16 protein-coding genes are annotated in these 18,128 nt (G+C 56.6%); 10 read left to right on the forward strand and 6 right to left on the reverse strand.

Features of this window, described 5'->3' with window-relative positions:
• Positions 1-109 precede the first annotated feature (109 nt).
• On the forward strand, positions 110-442 hold the full coding sequence (locus tag JK232_RS07790) for a phage holin family protein (RefSeq protein ID WP_079205232.1): 333 nt from the start codon (positions 110-112) through the stop codon (positions 440-442).
• Positions 443-499: 57 nt separating this feature from the next.
• Here the strand turns inward: JK232_RS07790 and JK232_RS07795 are convergent, their stop codons facing one another.
• Together JK232_RS07795 and JK232_RS07800 are read right to left on the reverse strand one after the other, a co-directional pair.
• On the reverse strand, positions 500-1,045 hold the full coding sequence (locus JK232_RS07795; RefSeq protein ID WP_072928665.1) for a glycoside hydrolase family 108 protein: 546 nt from the start codon (positions 1,043-1,045) through the stop codon (positions 500-502).
• Between the two features lie 24 nt (positions 1,046-1,069).
• Positions 1,070-1,510 carry a winged helix-turn-helix domain-containing protein gene (locus tag JK232_RS07800; RefSeq protein WP_079205233.1) on the reverse strand — a complete coding sequence of 147 codons (441 nt, stop codon included), beginning with the start codon at positions 1,508-1,510 and terminating at the stop codon, positions 1,070-1,072.
• A 502-nt stretch (positions 1,511-2,012) separates the two neighbouring features.
• Between JK232_RS07800 and JK232_RS07805 the strand changes: the two genes are divergently transcribed.
• Entirely contained in the window at positions 2,013-4,094 is a 2,082-nt protein-coding gene (locus JK232_RS07805) for a glycoside hydrolase family 18 protein (RefSeq protein ID WP_072928666.1), read from the forward strand.
• A 74-nt stretch (positions 4,095-4,168) separates the two neighbouring features.
• Here the strand turns inward: JK232_RS07805 and yaaA are convergent, their stop codons facing one another.
• Positions 4,169-4,942, reverse strand: coding sequence for a peroxide stress protein YaaA (gene yaaA / locus JK232_RS07810; RefSeq protein ID WP_212589025.1), 774 nt, complete (start codon positions 4,940-4,942; stop codon positions 4,169-4,171).
• 84 nt (positions 4,943-5,026) lie between these two features.
• Positions 5,027-6,451, reverse strand: a complete 1,425-nt coding sequence (locus JK232_RS07815; protein ID WP_212589026.1) for an alanine/glycine:cation symporter family protein — start codon at positions 6,449-6,451, stop codon at positions 5,027-5,029.
• Between the two features lie 292 nt (positions 6,452-6,743).
• Between JK232_RS07815 and tal the strand changes: the two genes are divergently transcribed.
• The 3 genes from tal to JK232_RS07830 all read left to right on the forward strand — a co-directional run bounded on the left by tal (position 6,744) and on the right by JK232_RS07830 (position 9,830).
• A complete protein-coding gene (tal, locus tag JK232_RS07820) occupies positions 6,744-7,697 on the forward strand; it encodes a transaldolase (RefSeq protein ID WP_072929070.1) in 954 nt (317 codons plus the stop codon).
• Between the two features lie 119 nt (positions 7,698-7,816).
• Positions 7,817-8,404, forward strand: a complete 588-nt coding sequence (gene mog / locus JK232_RS07825; protein ID WP_072928669.1) for a molybdopterin adenylyltransferase — start codon at positions 7,817-7,819, stop codon at positions 8,402-8,404.
• A gap of 118 nt (positions 8,405-8,522) precedes the next feature.
• Positions 8,523-9,830, forward strand: coding sequence for an MFS transporter (locus JK232_RS07830; RefSeq protein ID WP_101828005.1), 1,308 nt, complete (start codon positions 8,523-8,525; stop codon positions 9,828-9,830).
• Between the two features lie 85 nt (positions 9,831-9,915).
• Here the strand turns inward: JK232_RS07830 and satP are convergent, their stop codons facing one another.
• Positions 9,916-10,482, reverse strand: a complete 567-nt coding sequence (satP, locus tag JK232_RS07835; RefSeq protein WP_101828004.1) for an acetate uptake transporter — start codon at positions 10,480-10,482, stop codon at positions 9,916-9,918.
• 311 nt (positions 10,483-10,793) lie between these two features.
• Here satP and dnaK point away from each other — a divergent pair, with 311 nt between their 5' ends.
• The 4 genes from dnaK to nhaR all read left to right on the forward strand — a co-directional run bounded on the left by dnaK (position 10,794) and on the right by nhaR (position 16,387).
• Positions 10,794-12,701: a molecular chaperone DnaK gene (gene dnaK, locus JK232_RS07840; protein WP_072928672.1), complete on the forward strand. Its 1,908-nt coding sequence runs from the start codon at positions 10,794-10,796 to the stop codon at positions 12,699-12,701.
• A 129-nt stretch (positions 12,702-12,830) separates the two neighbouring features.
• The gene (gene dnaJ, locus JK232_RS07845) at positions 12,831-13,964 is read left to right on the forward strand and encodes a molecular chaperone DnaJ (RefSeq protein WP_072928673.1); all 1,134 of its coding nucleotides are present in this window, start codon (positions 12,831-12,833) and stop codon (positions 13,962-13,964) included.
• A 284-nt stretch (positions 13,965-14,248) separates the two neighbouring features.
• Positions 14,249-15,391, forward strand: a complete 1,143-nt coding sequence (nhaA, locus tag JK232_RS07850; protein WP_241506064.1) for a Na+/H+ antiporter NhaA — start codon at positions 14,249-14,251, stop codon at positions 15,389-15,391.
• 51 nt (positions 15,392-15,442) lie between these two features.
• Positions 15,443-16,387, forward strand: coding sequence for a transcriptional activator NhaR (gene nhaR, locus JK232_RS07855; RefSeq protein ID WP_212589028.1), 945 nt, complete (start codon positions 15,443-15,445; stop codon positions 16,385-16,387).
• A gap of 119 nt (positions 16,388-16,506) precedes the next feature.
• Here the strand turns inward: nhaR and rpsT are convergent, their stop codons facing one another.
• Entirely contained in the window at positions 16,507-16,770 is a 264-nt protein-coding gene (gene rpsT / locus JK232_RS07860; RefSeq protein ID WP_072929074.1) for a 30S ribosomal protein S20, read from the reverse strand.
• 398 nt (positions 16,771-17,168) lie between these two features.
• On the opposite strand from rpsT, the gene ribF reads away from it, so the two are divergent.
• The gene (gene ribF / locus JK232_RS07865; RefSeq protein WP_072928675.1) at positions 17,169-18,107 is read left to right on the forward strand and encodes a bifunctional riboflavin kinase/FAD synthetase; all 939 of its coding nucleotides are present in this window, start codon (positions 17,169-17,171) and stop codon (positions 18,105-18,107) included.
• The last annotated feature ends 21 nt before the right edge of the window (positions 18,108-18,128 follow it).

Consider the following 18,128-nt stretch of genomic DNA (forward strand, 5'->3'; position numbering starts at 1 on the left):
ACGTCACATAGAAAACGAGAGGCAGCGTGATTTGCCGGCCCAGGTGCCGGGTCCTAAAATGCACCCCAGCAAGACAACTCCTTTTTAATGACTCAATGAGGTATCGGTTATGAACGCAACAATGGTAGAAAACTTTGCTTTTATGGAATTTGAATTACTGCTGGTCATTCTTATTATGGCCTCCTGGGGCGGTATTATCCGCGTACTGCTGCAAAAAGATGGCTTGTCCAAAGAGAACCTGGCGCGCCGTTGTATTGCGCAGGTGGTTATCTCCTGCTTCAGTGGCTTTATTCTGAGTGTGCTGGGGCTGGAGCGGGGATTAAGCTCACATATGATTATCATGATGGCCGGGCTGGGCGGGGCCTTTTCCGGTACGCTGTTAACCGTCGCCGGGGAGCGCATTAAAAATATCCTGGGGGGGAATGCGGTCGTGATTAAGTAAGCAAATGCAGCCTAAAAGACTAAAAAGGAGAACAGGACGTTCTCCTTTTTATCTCAGTCAGATTAATGCTACGCGTGTACTCATCCAGCCATAAATGAACGTTTCGTTCTTCTCCCTTTTCTCCACCAATTCCAGATAGTAATTTCCCTGACTGCAATTCAAAGAGGTTATCAAAACATTCTCACCATGCGGATTCCTTTTTTTCAGGAAGCTCTCAAGGGAAGAGAATGATTTTGGGCCTAACAGGCCGTCGACAACAATATCAGGATAATATTTTTGTTGGTTATTAAAGGCATTCAGCCAGCGCTGCAACCATTTCACCGGAAGAACGGTGCCGACATTCGTACCGGTATCACACAGCTCCAGGGCCAGGATCGGCGCCAGGTCATGCACCTTGTCAAACTTCGGTGTTCGCCAGTAGTCATCCTCCAGAATACTATAGGCTTTTTCTTTAGGGAGATCTTTCATCGCCCCCCTGTAACCATGCTTACGGGCGACGTCTTCCGTAATGCCCCAGCATGTCGGCCCACCCTTATCATGAGGGTGATCAACATAATGTCCTTCTTTTTCTATGATGCTATTAATAACAGGATTAGTAAACATAAGGTTTCCCCTTGTTTATAACGACTAATAGAGGAAGAAAAGGGTGCCTACCGCAATTAAAAACAGAATTAAGGCACCCCCAGTGAGATAAAGTCCTTTGCGCGGATAGACGATCTCCGGCGCCTTCTCTAATTTCTCTATCTGCACTGTATCATTAACCCGGATACCAGAGCGCGGAACGGTAATAAAAAAGTCATCCAGCCCCAGGGTCTTGAGATCTTTCCGGATTAAATAGAGGGTTTGGGTCAGACTGGCATCGCTGGCAAATTGGCTGCGTTTCCCCCAGAGCGCCTGTGAAAGCGAGGATTTTTCAATCACGTCTTCATTGGCATGTTCAATGATATAGCTGAGGCAACGTGCCCGCATGGACGTGAGCTTTATAATGACATCACTGTCCACTAATTTCAGTTCTTTAGCATTCTCATTGAAAATACACATCTTATTCAGAAGATAGTTGCTCATCATATTAAGCTCTCTTATGTGTTGCGTTCATTGCAGGAACGGATGGACTTTTAAAAGCGTAATTGCGTTTGCACAATAATCTAGTTCTGAGATGGCTAAAACATTGTCGTTTATTTTATTCTGTGGAGCACTTCAATAAAAACCACCCTTTTTTAGTTTTACTAAATACCCTTTTGAGTTTTACTCAAATTATATTTTTTGAGCCGGATTTATCGCGATAATTATGTATTTGGACGTAACATAATATGTCAGGCTAAGAACAGGAAAATTAATGTTTCCTTCGGCAGAGATAGGTAAATGATGTCGGGGAAGCGCGGCCTGACAATGAAGGTGAGCGGGTTTTTCTTTTCTCAATACATGTGGGAAACTTTATTATCTGGGTGAGTGATTGTTCACATAATAATTTTGATGTGGTGTGATTTGTTTTCGTGGCGTGCAGAGCGAAAAATAACGTCCACAGCGCAAGGCTGTTTGATGTTTTCTCACACTACATAAGGTAAATAAAATGGCGACAAGTAAACTTATTCAAACTGACGATCTGTCAGAGCAGTCCTATAAGATGGATGGTTTTGATCCCGCAACCGAAACGATTAAATACAGCACCACCTCTGCCAGGGTGACTAAACCCGTTTACAATAAATATAACACCGCGAATAAACCTAAAGTATTTGGTTATTACACTGACTGGTCACAGTATGACGGCCGCTTACAGAGTGGTGGCTCCGCCGGGATTGAAGCGCGCGGACGTGGGTATGACCTGGCAAATGTTTCCCCGACCGCCTATGACAAAATTATTTTAGGTTTTATCGGTATTGTTGGCGATCAGGGTGAAAAGCAACAGACCGTGGCGAATGCGGCACAGCAGGCCAATAAAAAAGACAATGAAGTCACCTTCCTTGACCCGTGGGGTGATTTCGCGTCATCCACCAACTGCGGGCTGGATAATCCGGGCTGGGTAGAACTTTCTCTTTCCTCACTGACCCAGGCCAACGCCAAAGGGGTTGTCGGCGGGCTGCGCGATCTGCAGAAAAAAGCCAAGGCGCAGGGGCATAACCTGGTGCTGTCTTTGAGTATCGGTGGCTGGACGCTGAGTAACGGGTTCCACAATATGGCGAAAACCGCCGAAGGCCGCAGTGCCTTTGCCAAAAGCACCGCCGGCCTGTTCAAACGCTTCCCGATGTTCAGTGAGGTAGACCTTGACTGGGAGTACCCGAACAATATCGGGAACAACAACCCGCACGGCCCGGAAGACGGCGCAAACTATGCGCTGCTGATTGCCGAACTGACAAAAGAGTTTGCGGCGATTAACCGTAAAGACATCAAAATCAGTATCGCCTGCTCGGCGGTGCCCAGCACGCTGGAGCACAGCAACATCAAAGGCCTGCTGGAGGCCGGCCTGTACGGCCTTAACGTCATGACCTATGACTTCTTCGGTACACCCTGGGCAGAAACGCTCGCCCACCATACCAACCTCCATGCGCTGGAAAAAGACGGCTGGGGCGTGGATACCGCAGTGGATTACCTGATTGCACAAGGCGTGGCACCCGATCGCATCAACGTCGGCTATGCCGCTTATACCCGTAACGGCCAGAATACCGAGATCGAAAGTTTCTCCCCGCTGAAAGGCACCTATAAGCCTACCGAAGGCGAAAAAACCACCGGTACCTTTGAGAGCGGCACCACTGAATGGTATGACCTGATCAAGAACTACATCGATCTGGAAAACCAGAAAGGGCGCAACGGCTTCAACGTCTACACCGACCAGGTGGCAGATGCCGATTACCTGTATAACCCGGAAACCAAGCTCTATATGTCATGCGAAACCCCGCGCTCCGTCAAAGCCAAAGGGGAATACGTGGCACAGAAAGGGCTGGGTGCCCTGTTTACCTGGACTATCGACCAGGATAACGGCGTGCTGGTTAACGCGGCGCGTGAAGGCCTGGGGTGCAGCATCAGCAAAAAAGTGATTGATATGTCTCCGTTCTATTTCGAAGGCATCAACGTCAGCGGCACCGTGCCGGATGAACCGGCACCGGAAGAAGAAGAACCGGGTGCTGAGAACCGTGCGCCGGTGGCGGCGATTGATCTTCAGGTTGTGGGCGGGTCAAAAGTGCGCCTGAATGGTGTGGGTTCCCATGATCCGGATGATGATGAAATCACGTACCTGTGGACGGTACCGGCGGCGATTTACGTGACGGACAAAACCGCCTCTGACATTGAATTCATCGTCCCGGATGTCGTCAGCGAAGCCAGCTTCACCTTCTCGCTGGAAGTGACGGACAGCAAAAACGCCAGCTCAACGCTGGAGACCTTTGTGCTGACGGTCATTGCCGCAGGGGAAGAGGCGTACCCTGACGAGGAGTATGAAGAAGAGGAGATCCCGGCGGAAGAACCGGAAGAACCTGCTGCACCGGCAGAGGACACGCCCAACCCGCTGTGGGACAAAACCAAAGCGTACAGCGGTGGCGAAACCGTCAGCTGGAAAGGCACCAACTACCAGGCCTCCTGGTGGACGCAGGGCGACGAACCGGGGACCGAACGCGGCACCGGCTCCGGCCGCCCGTGGGTGGCGAAAGGCACCTACTGATCGGTACGCATTGTTATCTGTACTTCTCCAGCCGGGCATTCGCCCGGCTTTTTCTTTTATACCGCCGGGCCGGGTTACGGCTGGGCGCGGGTAAAGACATACTCGTTGCCCTGCGAGCGCGCCTCGTCTAAACGGTAGCCTTCCAGGTCAAACGCTTTAAGCTGTTCCGGCTGCGTCAGCCGCCGGGTAATGATAAAGCGGCTCATCAGCCCGCGCGCCTTTTTGGCATAGAAGCTGATGACTTTATAACTGCCGTTTTTCTCGTCCAGGAACACCGGCTTCACGATCTCGGCCTGAAGCTGTTTCGGTTTCACGGCGCGGAAGTACTCATCCGAGGCCAGGTTCACCACCACATTATCCCCTTGCGCCGCCACCGCCTCATTCAGCGCCGTGGTGATGATTTCCCCCCAGAAGGCGTAGAGATCCTTGCCGCGCGGCGTGTCCAGTTTCGTGCCCATTTCCAGCCGGTAAGGCTGCATCAGATCCAGCGGGCGCAGCAGGCCATACAGGCCGGACAGCATCCGCAGATGTTGCTGGGCAAAGCTGAAATCCTGTTCGCTGAAGGTGTGCGCTTCCAGCCCGGTATAGACATCGCCTTTGAACGCCAGCAGCGCCTGGCGCGCATTGTCCGGCGTGAAATCCGGCGTCCAGTTCTGGAAACGGCCGGCGTTGAGGTCAGCGAGCTTGTCGCTGATGCTCATCAGGCTGGCGATCTGGGCCGGGGTGAGCGCCCGGCAGCGTTCGATCAGCGCCTGGCTGTGGTCCAGCAGTGCCGGTTGGGTATAGTGGGTGGTCGCCAGCGGGCTTTCATAATCCAGCGTTTTGGCGGGGGAGATAATCATCAACATAACGGGCAGTCCTCTGTTTTCCTGGCGCTACTCTACCAAATGCCCGCGTAAAAAGGGGCGATGAGTTTGATAGGGCGCGCCGTCTCAGCGTTCGCGCTCCCAGATGCCGGGCGAAAGCTGTTTTTGCAGCGCCGGGAAGTGGGCGGCATTAAACACCGGCTCCCGGCCAATCTGGCGCTGGCGGTGATAATCTTTGATGAGGGTAAACGCCACCCCGGACAGCAGCAGCAGCGCCGTGAGGTTGGTGAGGGTCATCAGCGCCGTGGCGATGGTCGCCAGCGGGTAGAGCCAGCTGATATCCCAGAGGATACCTGCCGCCGCCGCCAACAGCACCAGCACGCGCAACAGCACCAGGCCAACCGGGCGGTGGCGGGTCAGGAACAGCAGGTTATTTTCGGCATAGGCATAGTTGGCCAGCATGGCGGTGAAGGCGAACAGAAACACCACCAGCGTCACCAGCGGGCCGCCCCACAGCCCGGAAAATGCCGCAAAGGCTTCCGGCGTTAAGGTCACACCCTGCGCCGGGTGGGCGCGGCCGGGCGTACCGGCCAGCAGCATGATCATCGCCGTGGCGCTGGAGATCATCAGGGTGTCCACCACCACGCCGAGCATCTGCATATACCCCTGGGAAACCGGGTGCAACGGCGTCGGGCGGGCCGAGGCCGCGGCATTCGGCACGGTCCCCAGCCCGGCCTCATTCGAGAACATCCCGCGCTGGGCGCCCTGGGTCATCGCCTGTGACATACCGTAACCCATCGCGCCGCCTGCGGCCTGTTCTGCGCCGAACGCCCCGCGGAAAATGGCCGCGAACACCTGCGGCAATGCCGCGAGGTGGGTCGCCATCGTCCAGAGGGTCAGGGCCAGGTAGAGCAGCAGGAGCAGCGGCACCAGCAGGGCGCAACAGCGGGCAATCCGCGGCAGCCCGCCCGACAGCACCAGGCCGCCGGGCAGCAACAGGCCCAGCGCCAGCACCAGCGGCGGGCAATTCAGCGCATAACGGTTCACCACCGCCATGGTGCCTGCCTGTAAGGTATTAAACGCGAAGCCAAAGGCAAAGATCAGCAGCAGGGCAAACACCACCCCCATCCAGCGCATTCCCAGTCCTTTTTCCATATAACAGGCCGGGCCGCCGCGCAGTTGCCCGTGGCTGTCACGGGTTTTATAGAGTTGGCCCAGCGTGCTCTCCACCAGCGCGGTGATCATGCTCAGCCAGCTTATTACCCACATCCAGAAAATTGCCCCCGGCCCGCCGGTATTGATGGCCACCGCCACCCCGGCGAGATTACCGGCCCCGACGCGCCCCGCGAGGCTGAGGCACAGCGCCTGCCAGGCAGAGAGGCTGCCCGGCGGGTGGGCGCGGCGTTGCGTCAGCACGCGGAACATCTCCGGCAGGTGGCGCAGCGGCAGGCCGCCGGTGCGGTAGATAAAATAGAGACCGGCACCGATCAGCAGGTAAATCAGGATCGAATCCCAAAGCAGGGCGTTAAGAAAATCCAGCAATTCTGTCATGAAGGGCCTCATTGCGGGGGGCACACGCGCGGCCCGGTCATGATGTTAACCGGGCACCGGTATAAACCTGACATCCACCGCGACTTTACCACGAACTGCACGGCGCTGCCTGTCAGAACGATTGGCCCGATCTGGTTGAATTGCAGCGTCATTTTTGCAGGCGGAAGGTGTGTGGGAATCGGTAAGGTTTTCGCCCAGATCGTGCCTTGCGCGGCTTCGGTTGCATGTTATTATCAGGCAACGGCCAGGCCGCCCGGCCTCCATGAATACCCATCCTATGAGAAATGCCAACATGACCAATAAACTGACTGCCCTGCGCCAGCTGACGACCGTGGTTGCGGATACCGGCGACATCGCAGCGATGAAACTTTATCAGCCGCAAGATGCCACCACCAACCCTTCCCTGATTCTGAACGCCGCCCAAATCCCTGAATACCGCAAACTGATTGAAGAAGCCATTGCCTGGGCGCGTGACCAGAGCAACGATCACGATCAGCAAATCATGGATGCCTCTGACAAGCTGGCCGTAAACATCGGCCTCGAAATCCTGAAGCTGATCCCAGGCCGTATCTCCACGGAAGTGGATGCGCGCCTCTCCTATGACACCGAGGCGAGCGTCGCCAAGGCCAAGCGCCTGATGAAACTCTACAACGACGCCGGGATCAGCAACGATCGTATCCTGATCAAACTGGCCTCGACCTGGCAGGGCATCCGTGCTGCGGAGCAACTGGAAAAAGCCGGGATCAACTGTAACCTGACGCTGCTGTTCTCCTTCGCCCAGGCGCGTGCCTGTGCCGAAGCCGGTGCGTACCTGATCTCCCCGTTCGTGGGCCGTATCCTCGACTGGTACAAAGCCAACGGCGAGAAAAAAGAGTTCGAATCCCACGAAGATCCGGGCGTGGTGTCCGTTACCGAGATCTACAAATATTACAAAGAGCATGGCTACGACACCGTGGTGATGGGTGCCAGCTTCCGTAATATCGGTGAAATCATTGAGCTGGCCGGGTGTGACCGCCTGACCATCGCCCCGGCCCTGCTGAAAGAGCTGGCGGAAAGCGAAGGCACACTGGAGCGTAAACTCTCCTATACCGGTGAGATTAAAGATCGTCCGCAACCGCTGACCGAGTCTGAATTCTACTGGCAGCACAACAGTGACCCGATGGCCGTGGAAAAACTCACCGACGGCATCCGCAAATTCGCGGCGGATCAGGAAAAGCTGGAAAAAATGATCGCTGATCTGCTGTAAGGCGGAACAAGGCGCAGAAAAGGCGGCTCCGGCCGCCTTTTTTTATGCCGGAAGGATCGCAGCCGGGGCAGAATTCGTATACTAAAGCGCATAATGAAGCATGTGTGGAAAGGTGGAGTATGAATACATTACGCATTGGTCTGGTGTCGGTGTCCGACCGCGCCTCCAGCGGGGTTTATCAGGATAAGGGCATTCCCGCTTTACAGGCATGGCTGGCGACGGCGCTGACCTCGCCGTTTGTGGTGGAAACCCGCCTGATCCCGGACGAGCAGACGCTGATTGAGCAGACCCTGTGCGAGCTGGTGGATGAGAGCGGCTGCCACCTGGTGCTGACCACCGGCGGCACCGGCCCGGCCCGCCGGGACGTCACGCCGGACGCGACGCTGGCGGTAGCTGACCGCGAAATGCCGGGCTTTGGCGAACAGATGCGCCAGATCAGCCTGAATTTTGTGCCGACGGCTATTTTGTCCCGCCAGGTGGCGGTGATCCGCAAACAGGCGTTAATCATTAACCTGCCCGGCCAGCCGAAGTCGATTCAGGAGACGCTGGAAGGGCTGAAAGATGAAAGTGGAAAGGTAGTTGTACACGGCATCTTCGCCAGTGTCCCATATTGTATCCAGTTGCTGGACGGGCCGTACGTGGAGACCAACCCCCAGGTGACAGCAGCTTTCCGCCCTAAAAGTGCCATCCGCGAAACAAATAACTAAAGTTCAGGCTTTTCTGTCATAAGCTGCCTCAGCGCTGGTGTGTAAATAAATTGCCGATATAGTCATGTTAACTTTACAGACAATCGGCACTCTTTACCCCTGATTCGCGTGGTTAATTATGATCCCTGACGCTACCTCCCGCCTGAACCGGCAAGATTTCAAAACCCTCTCCCTGGCCGCCCTGGGCGGTGCGCTGGAGTTCTACGATTTCATTATCTTCGTTTACTTTGCGGCTGTTATCGGCGACCTGTTCTTTCCAGCGCAGATGCCGGAGTGGCTGCGGTTAGTGCAGACGTTCGGCATTTTCGCTGCCGGCTATCTGGCGCGCCCGTTGGGCGGCATCATCATGGCGCACTTTGGCGACAAAGCCGGCCGTAAGAAGATGTTCAGCCTGAGCATCCTGCTGATGGCGCTGCCGACATTGGCGATGGGGCTGTTGCCGACCTATGCCTCCATCGGCATTGCTGCGCCGTTGCTGCTGCTGTTACTGCGGATGTTGCAGGGCGCGGCGATCGGCGGCGAGGTGCCGGGGGCCTGGGTGTTTGTAGCGGAACATGTGCCGGATCGGCGCACTGGTTTTGCCTGCGGCACCCTGACGGCCGGGCTGACCGCCGGGATTTTATTAGGGTCGCTGGTCGCCGCCTTGCTGAACACCTGGCTGACGCCCCAGGCGCTGGCGCAGGGCGGCTGGCGCATTCCGTTCTTCCTCGGTGGCCTGTTCGGCCTTGGCGCCATGTACCTGCGCCGCTGGTTGAAAGAGACACCGGTCTTCACGGAGATGCAGCAACGCAAAACGCTGGCGCAACAGTTGCCGCTGAAAACGGTGCTGACGGCCCATAAGCGCGGCCTGGTGATCAGTATGCTGGTGACCTGGCTGCTCTCGGCCGGCATCGTGGTGGTGATCCTGATGACGCCGACCTACCTGCAAAAACAGCTGGGCGTCCCGGCGGCGCTGGCGTTGCAGGCCAACTGCCTGGCGACGGTGGCGTTGCTGGTGGGCTGTGTGGTGAGCGGGATGCTGGCGGACCGCATCGGCGGCGGCAAGACGCTGATCGGCGGCTCCCTGCTGCTGGGCGGCGGTTGCTGGGCGTTTTACCATCTCGCCTCGGCGGATGCGCCGACCCTGTTCGCCGCCTATACCCTGGCCGGGTTCAGCGTCGGGGTGGTGGGCGCGGTGCCGTATGTGATGGTGCGGGCCTTCCCGGCTGCGGTGCGTTTTACCGGCATCTCTTTCTCGTATAATGTGGCCTACGCGATTTTTGGCGGGCTGACCCCCATTTGCGTTACCCTGCTGATGACCCTGACGCCGATGGCACCGGCCTATTATGTGCTGGCGCTGGCCGCGATAGGGGTGGGGGTAGGGCTGGTGCTGAACCGGCGCTCATCAGAAGGCGCACAAAAAATCGCGCTGGCGCCGGAGCGATAAGCGCGCAGTAAAAGAAAAAATACAAAGAAAAAGCCCTGTCAGACAGGGCTTTTTTATTCCTCTATTATTTACGCCGATGTTTTATTCAGGCCGCTTCACCAATCGGCAACACCGTGCGCCCGAACTGCTCTTTCAGCACTTCCGCCATCGCCAGGTAGATGGCGCTCGCACCGCAGACGATGCCTTCAAACCCGGCAATGCGCAGCAGCCCGGCATTGCCGGTGAGATTACCCACAGCCAGCAGCGCAAACAGCAGCGCCAGGCTGGCGAAAACAAACTGCATCACCCGGTTGGCGCGCAGCGTGCCGAAAAACATAAACAGGGTAAAAACGCCCCACAGCGCCAGATAACCGCCCAGCGTTTCGCCGTCACTGGCCTGGGCCAGGCCCAGTTGCGGCAGCAGTAAAATCCCGACCAGGCTGAGCCAGAACGCGCCGTACGAGGTAAAGGCGGTCATGCCGAAGGTGTTGCCTTTTTTGAATTCCAACAGCCCGGCGAGGATCTGTGCCAGGCCGCCAAAAAACAGCCCCATACTCAGGACAACGGCCGTCAGGTCGCAAAAGCCCGCGTTATGGAGATTAAGCAGGATCGTGGTCATACCAAAGCCCATCAGCCCAAGGGGCGCGGGGTTGGCGTAGTGCGTGGTGTGCATAGGTCCTCTGCATCACAAAAGAGTAAGTGGCCGGATTTGAAAACGGGAAAAATGCCCCGATAACCTTCTTCACGGTGCAGGGCGCGCCATCATAATCAGCGGCAAATGGGCAAACATTGATCCGGAAAGGAAGAAAACGCATTTTTTTTTCATCTCTGCCCCTTGATGCCGTCGCGCTTGGCCCCATCTTATTTGCAACCGCAGTTGCTAATCGCGGGCAAGCCGGACATATCGGGCGTTGAAAAGCAAAAAACCGCCCGCATATCTATTAGCAACCTGATCGAATATGAATATTTAGTGGAGACGTTTAGATGGGCAAAATTATTGGTATCGACCTGGGTACAACCAACTCTTGTGTGGCAATCATGGACGGCACTCAGGCTCGCGTGCTGGAGAACAGCGAAGGCGACCGTACCACGCCTTCTATCATTGCTTATGCGCAGGACGGTGAGACCCTGGTAGGTCAACCGGCTAAACGTCAGGCTGTCACTAACCCGCAAAACACCCTGTTTGCGATCAAGCGCCTGATCGGCCGTCGCTTCCAGGACGAAGAAGTCCAGCGCGACAAAGGCATCATGCCTTACCAGATCATCAGCGCAGACAACGGTGACGCCTGGATCGACGTAAAAGGCCAGAAAATCGCACCGCCGCAGATCTCTGCTGAAGTGCTGAAAAAAATGAAGAAAACGGCAGAAGACTACCTGGGCGAGCCGGTCACTGAAGCCGTTATCACCGTTCCGGCCTACTTCAACGATGCACAGCGTCAGGCGACCAAAGACGCCGGCCGTATCGCAGGTCTGGAAGTCAAACGTATCATCAACGAACCGACTGCTGCCGCACTGGCATACGGCATGGACAAAGGCGCGGGCAACCGCACCATCGCAGTTTATGACCTGGGTGGCGGTACTTTCGATATCTCCATCATCGAAATCGATGACGTTGACGGCGAAAAAACCTTCGAAGTACTGGCAACCAACGGTGATACCCACCTGGGTGGTGAAGACTTCGACAGCCGTATGATCAACTACCTGGTGGATGAGTTCAAAAAAGAGCAGGGCATTGACCTGCGCAACGATCCGCTGGCGATGCAGCGCCTGAAAGAAGCAGCAGAAAAAGCGAAAATCGAGCTTTCCTCTGCACAACAGACCGACGTGAACCTGCCGTACATCACCGCAGACGCAACCGGTCCGAAACACATGAACATCAAAGTGACCCGTGCCAAACTCGAGTCGCTGGTAGAAGATCTGGTTGCACGCTCCATTGAGCCGCTGAAAGTGGCCCTGCAGGATGCCGGCCTGTCTGTGTCCGAGATCAACGACGTGATCCTGGTCGGCGGTCAGACCCGTATGCCGATGGTGCAGAAAAAAGTGGCAGACTTCTTCGGCAAAGAGCCGCGTAAAGACGTTAACCCGGACGAAGCAGTGGCCATCGGTGCTGCGGTTCAGGGCGGCGTGCTGAGCGGTGACGTGAAAGACGTGCTGCTGCTGGACGTGACCCCGCTCTCCCTGGGTATCGAAACCATGGGCGGCGTGATGACTCCGCTTATCACCAAAAACACCACGATCCCGACCAAGCACAGCCAGGTGTTCTCGACTGCGGAAGACAACCAGTCCGCCGTGACCATCCACGTGCTGCAGGGTGAGCGTAAACGTGCCGCGGACAACAAGTCCCTGGGCCAGTTCAACCTGGACGGCATCCAGCCGGCACCGCGCGGCATGTCACAGATCGAAGTGACCTTCGACATCGATGCGGACGGTATCCTGCATGTGTCGGCGAAAGACAAAAACACCGGTCGCGAGCAGAAGATCACCATCAAAGCCTCTTCCGGCCTGAGCGATGAAGAAGTGCAGAAAATGGTGCGTGAGGCGGAAGCCAACGCCGAGTCTGACCGTAAGTTCGAAGAACTGGTTCAGACCCGCAACCAGGCTGACCATCTGGTGCACAGCACCCGTAAACAGCTGGAAGAAGCCGGTGACAAACTCTCTGCTGACGACAAAGCACCGATCGACGCCGCGCTGAAAGATCTGGAAGCCGCGCTGAAAGGCGAAGACAAAGCAGACATCGAAGCGAAAATCCAGGCGCTGGTGCAGGTTTCCGGCAAGCTGCTGGAAGTGGCTCAGGCTCAGGCCGGTGCGGCTGAAGGCCAGCCAACTGACGGTGCCAAGAAAGAAGATGACGTTGTCGACGCTGAATTCGAAGAAGTTAAAGACAAAAAATAATCGCCCTTAAGCGGGCACAGCAGCGGTGAGGCCGGGGAAACCAGGAATATCACCCTGCTGCTGATAACCAGGCACGGGCGTCGGGGAAACTCTACGCCCGTGCACGCATGTTGAGGGCAGGACAACAGAATGGCGAAGAAAGACTATTACGAGATTTTAGGCGTTTCCAAAACAGCGGAAGAGCGTGAGATCAAAAAGGCCTATAAACGCCTGGCGATGAAATACCACCCGGACCGTAATCAGGGTGATAAAGAGTCGGAAGCCAAATTCAAAGAGATCAAAGAAGCGTACGAGATCCTGACGGACGCCCAGAAGCGTGCGGCCTACGATCAGTACGGCCATGCAGCCTTTGAACAGGGCGGCATGGGCGGCGGCGGCGGCTTCGGTGGCGGCGGTGCAGACTTCAGCGACATCTTCGGCGACGTGTTCGGCGACATCTTTGGCGGCGGCCGCCGTCAGCGTGCCAGCCGTGGCTCTGACCTGCGCTATAACATGGAGCTGACGCTGGAAGAGGCCGTTCGCGGCGTCACCAAAGAGATCCGCATCCCGACGCTGGAAGAGTGTGACATCTGCCACGGCAGCGGCGCGAAACCGGGCAGCTCCCCGGTCACCTGCCCAACCTGTCATGGTGCCGGTCAGGTGCAGATGCGCCAGGGCTTCTTCACGGTGCAGCAGGCATGTCCGCACTGTCAGGGGCGTGGCCAGATCATTAAAGACCCGTGCAACACCTGCCACGGCCACGGCCGGGTAGAGAAATCCAAAACGCTGTCGGTGAAAATCCCGGCCGGCGTGGACACCGGTGACCGCATCCGCCTGGCGGGTGAGGGCGAAGCCGGGGAGCACGGTGCACCGGCAGGCGATCTCTACGTTCAGGTGCAGGTGAAAGCCCACCCGATCTTCGAGCGTGAAGGCAATAACCTCTACTGTGAAGTGCCGATCAACTTTGCGATGGCAGCCCTGGGCGGGGAAATTGAAGTCCCGACCCTGGATGGCCGCGTGAAGCTGAAAGTGCCGACAGAAACGCAGACCGGTAAACTGTTCCGTATGCGCGGCAAAGGCGTGAAATCGGTCCGTGGCGGGGCGCAGGGTGACCTGCTGTGCCGCGTGGTGGTCGAGACGCCGGTCAACCTGAGCGAAAAACAGAAACAGCTGCTGCGTGAGCTGGAAGACAGCCTCGGTGGCCCGTCGGGTGAGAACAACAGCCCGCGGTCGAAATCCTTCTTCGACGGCGTGAAAAAGTTCTTCGACGATTTGACCCGCTAACCTGCGGCGCTGCTTGTTTCAAACAGCGGATTAAAAAGACGGCTGCGTAAAAGCGCACCTTACTTAACAAAACCAGATGACACGTCATCTGGTTTTTTTTACTTAACATTTTGTTCCGCCCGCCTTTTATTTATTTGTTCAATTCGTTTATCCCGAATCAAAGTTGTCTAAAAAGCTGCTTTTAACGATGAGTTGAAATGCGTAACCTCTAGGCTCCTGGTTCAACCTGATCATAAATATAAAGGATGGCACTCGTGCGTAACACCATCAGGCATTTCTTCAATATGGAAGCCTCCGGCGGCATTGTGCTGATCGTGGCGGCCATTATCGCGCTCATCATGGCAAACTCGCCGCTGCATGATACCTATTTATGGCTGATCAACACCCCGTTGCCGCTGCATCTGGGCGGTGTTGATCTCAGCCATTCATCACTCTGGTGGATTAATGATGCCCTGATGGCGATCTTCTTCCTGCTGGTCGGGATGGAAGTTAAACGTGAATTGATGGAAGGAGCGCTGGCGGGCTGGAATAAAGCCATTTTCCCGGTGATTGCCGCGTTGGGCGGCATGATTGCGCCATCCCTGATTTACCTGTTGTTTAACGCCGCGGATGAGGTCACACGTGTGGGCTGGGCCATCCCGGCCGCCACCGACATTGCCTTTGCCGTCGGCGTGATGGCGCTGCTCGGCAGCCGCGTCCCTGCCAGCCTGAAAGCCTTTTTGCTGGCGCTGGCGATCATCGACGATCTCGGGGCGATCGTGATTATTGCCCTGTTCTACACCTCCCATCTCTCCCTGACTGCACTGGCCGGGGCGGCAGCGACCATTCTGGTAATGGCGGTGATGAACCGGCGCGGCGTTAATGCGCGCACACTCTATCTGCTGCTGGGGGCAGTTTTGTGGATCTTTATTCTACAGTCAGGCATCCACGCCACCCTGGCGGGCGTGATTACCGGCTTCCTGATCCCGCTTAACCGCGGCCACAAATTCTCCCCGCTGCGCGAGCTGGAGCACCAGTTGCACCCGTGGGTCGCCCGCCTGATCCTGCCGCTGTTTGCGTTTGCCAATGCCGGGATCTACCTGGGTGAAGTGTCGATGGGGGGGCTGCTGTCTGATTTGCCGCTCGGCATCATCGCCGGGCTGTTTATCGGTAAGCCGCTGGGGATCTCCCTGATCTGCTGGCTGGCGGTGAAAAGCGGCATAGCCCGGCTGCCGGATAACACGACGTTCAAACATATCGGCGCGGTGTCCGTGCTGTGCGGCATCGGCTTTACCATGTCTATCTTTATTGCCGGGCTGGCATTCGGCCATGATGACCCGGCGCTGATTAACTATGCCAAACTGGGCATCCTGAGCGGTTCCCTGCTGGCAGCCTGCTTCGGTTACCTGGCCCTGAGCCGGGTACTGCCGGCCAAACGCCCCGCCTGATCCGGGCATTATCCGGCAGACAGGAACGTCTGCCGGTTGTGAGGCTTTATCATGCGTATGTCTCATCTTAACTTTAACCATCTCTACTATTTCTGGCATGTCTGCAAAGCCGGGTCGGTGGCCGGGGCGGCGGAGGCACTGTTTCTGACCCCCCAGACCATCACCGGCCAGATCAAAGCACTGGAAGAGCGGCTGAACGGCAAACTGTTCAAACGGCAGGGGCGCGGGCTGGTGCCGTCTGAACTGGGGCAACTGGTGTTCCGCTATGCGGACAAGATGTTTATGCTCAGCCAGGAGATGCTGGATATCGTCAACTACCGCAAAGAGTCGAGCCTGCTGTTTGATGTCGGCGTGGCGGATGCGCTCTCCAAGCGGCTGGTCAGCCGGGTGCTGGAAACGGCGGTGGCGGAGGAGGGCCAGATTCACCTGCGCTGTTATGAATCAACCCATGAATTGCTGCTGGAGCAGCTGAGCCAGCACAAACTCGACATGATCCTGTCGGATTGTACGGTGGATTCCAGCCAGCAGGCGGGGCTGTTTTCCCTGAAGCTGGGGGAGTGCGCAGTGGGCTTCTATTGCGCGGCACCGCTGCCGCCCCAGCCCTTCCCGGACTGCCTGCGGCACCGTAAGCTGTTGATCCCCGGCCGCCGTTCGATGCTTGGGCGCACGTTGCTCAACTGGTTCAGCTCGCAGGGCATCCAGCCGGAAATCCTGGGTGAGTTTGATGATGCGGCACTGATGGCGGCATTTGGCCGGCGTAACAATGCCATTTTTGTGGCACCGGCGCTGTATGCGGCGGACATGCAGGGCATGATGCAGGTGCATCAGCTGGGGCAGGTCGATTCGGTGAAAGAGGAGTATCACGTGATTTTCGCCGAGCGGATGATTCAGCACCCGGCAGTGCAGCGCATCTGCCACACGGATTTCTCCGGGCTGTTCAGCCACCGCGACCCGCAGGACGAGCGGCTGGCTGACGTCTCCTCGCCGATGCCATAAGCCCGGCGTTGCGGTGGCAGAAATAAAAAAACCGGCGTGAGCCGGTTTTTCAAGGTAACGCAGACGTAAAAAAACCGGCCAAGGCCGGTTTCTTTAACAAAGCAAACAGCGTAATGCGATTATTGCATTGCGTTGATTTGCGCGATCAGGTTTGACTTATGACGCGCAGCTTTGTTTTTGTGGATCAGGCCTTTAGAAGCCTGACGGTCCACAAGCGGTTGCATTTCGTTAAATGCTTTCAGTGCAGTTTCTTTATCGCCAGTAGCGATAGCCGCGTATACCTTCTTGATGAAGGTACGCATCATAGAGCGACGGCTTGCGTTATGCTTGCGACGCTTCTCTGACTGTACGGCGCGTTTCTTAGCTGATTTGATATTAGCCAAGGTCCAACTCCCAAAATATTCTATTGAGGACAATTCAAAGGCCGAGGAATATGCCCTTTTAGCCTTCTTTTGTCAATGGATTTGTGCAAATAAGCGCCGTTTGTACGGCCGGCACTTGTTACGTTGTGATGGCGCAGGATTTTAACAGCTTCGCCCCAGGGAATACAGCCTTTCCCACGAAAATTCGCCGCGGCACGCAGAAAGGATTGAGAAACAGGGCTAACCGGTTGTTTACATTCAGCCGCTCACCGGCAACCTGACGGCAGGCGGCAGCAAAAGGATTTTACCGCCTGCATATCTCCGGTATGGTAGGACATCATACTAAACCCCCAATCGCGGGTTAACCTTGACGGCTGTACAAGGTATAATCCGCCGATTTCCACTCTCTTGAGCCTGCTATGGAGCTTATTCGCGGCATTTACAATCTTCGGGCGCGCCATCACGGTTGCGTGCTCACTATTGGTAATTTTGACGGCGTGCACCGTGGCCACCGGGCGTTGCTGGAGCAGTTGAAATATGAAGGCAGGCGGCTGGGGCTGCCGGTGATGGTGATGGTGTTTGAACCGCAGCCGCTGGAGCTGTTTGCGGCGGACAAAGCACCGGCGCGCCTGACCCGCCTGCGTGACAAAGCCCGCTATCTGGCGGAGGCCGGGGTCGATTACCTGCTCTGTGTGCGGTTCGACCCGCGCTTCGCCGCCATGAGCGCCCAGGCGTTTGTCGCCCAGTTGCTGATTGAAAAGCTGGGCGTGAAGTTCCTGACCGTAGGCGATGACTTCCGCTTTGGGGCGGGCCGCCAGGGGGATTTCACCCTGTTGCAGAAGGCGGGGGTGGAGTACGGCTTTACCGTACAGAATACGCCGACCTTCCATGAGGGCGGCCTGCGCATCAGCAGCACCGCCATCCGCACCGCGTTGAAAAATGATGACCTGGGGCTGGCAGAGCGCCTGCTCGGCCATCCTTACAGCATTTCCGGCCGGGTGGTACACGGCGACGCCCTGGGCCGCACCATTGGCTTCCCCACTGCCAACCTGCCGCTGAAACGGCGGGTGGCACCGGTCAGCGGCGTCTATGCGGTGCAGGTGCACGGCCTGGGGCCGTCCCCGCTGCCCGGCGTCGCCAACATCGGCACCCGCCCCACCGTGTCGGGCGTGCGTCAGCAACTGGAAGTTCACTTGCTGGATGTTGCAATGGACTTATACGGGCGCCATATAGAAGTAGTATTGAGCGCCAAAGTGCGTAATGAACAGCGGTTTGCTTCACTCGATGCATTGAAACAGCAGATCGCCAACGATGTGGTGACTACCCGGAAATATTTCGGGCTGAAGGCACCGGTTTAACCTCTCTTGCCGAAAACGGAA

Source organism: Nissabacter archeti, assembly GCF_018257325.1.
Lineage (GTDB): Bacteria > Pseudomonadota > Gammaproteobacteria > Enterobacterales > Enterobacteriaceae > Chimaeribacter > Chimaeribacter arupi.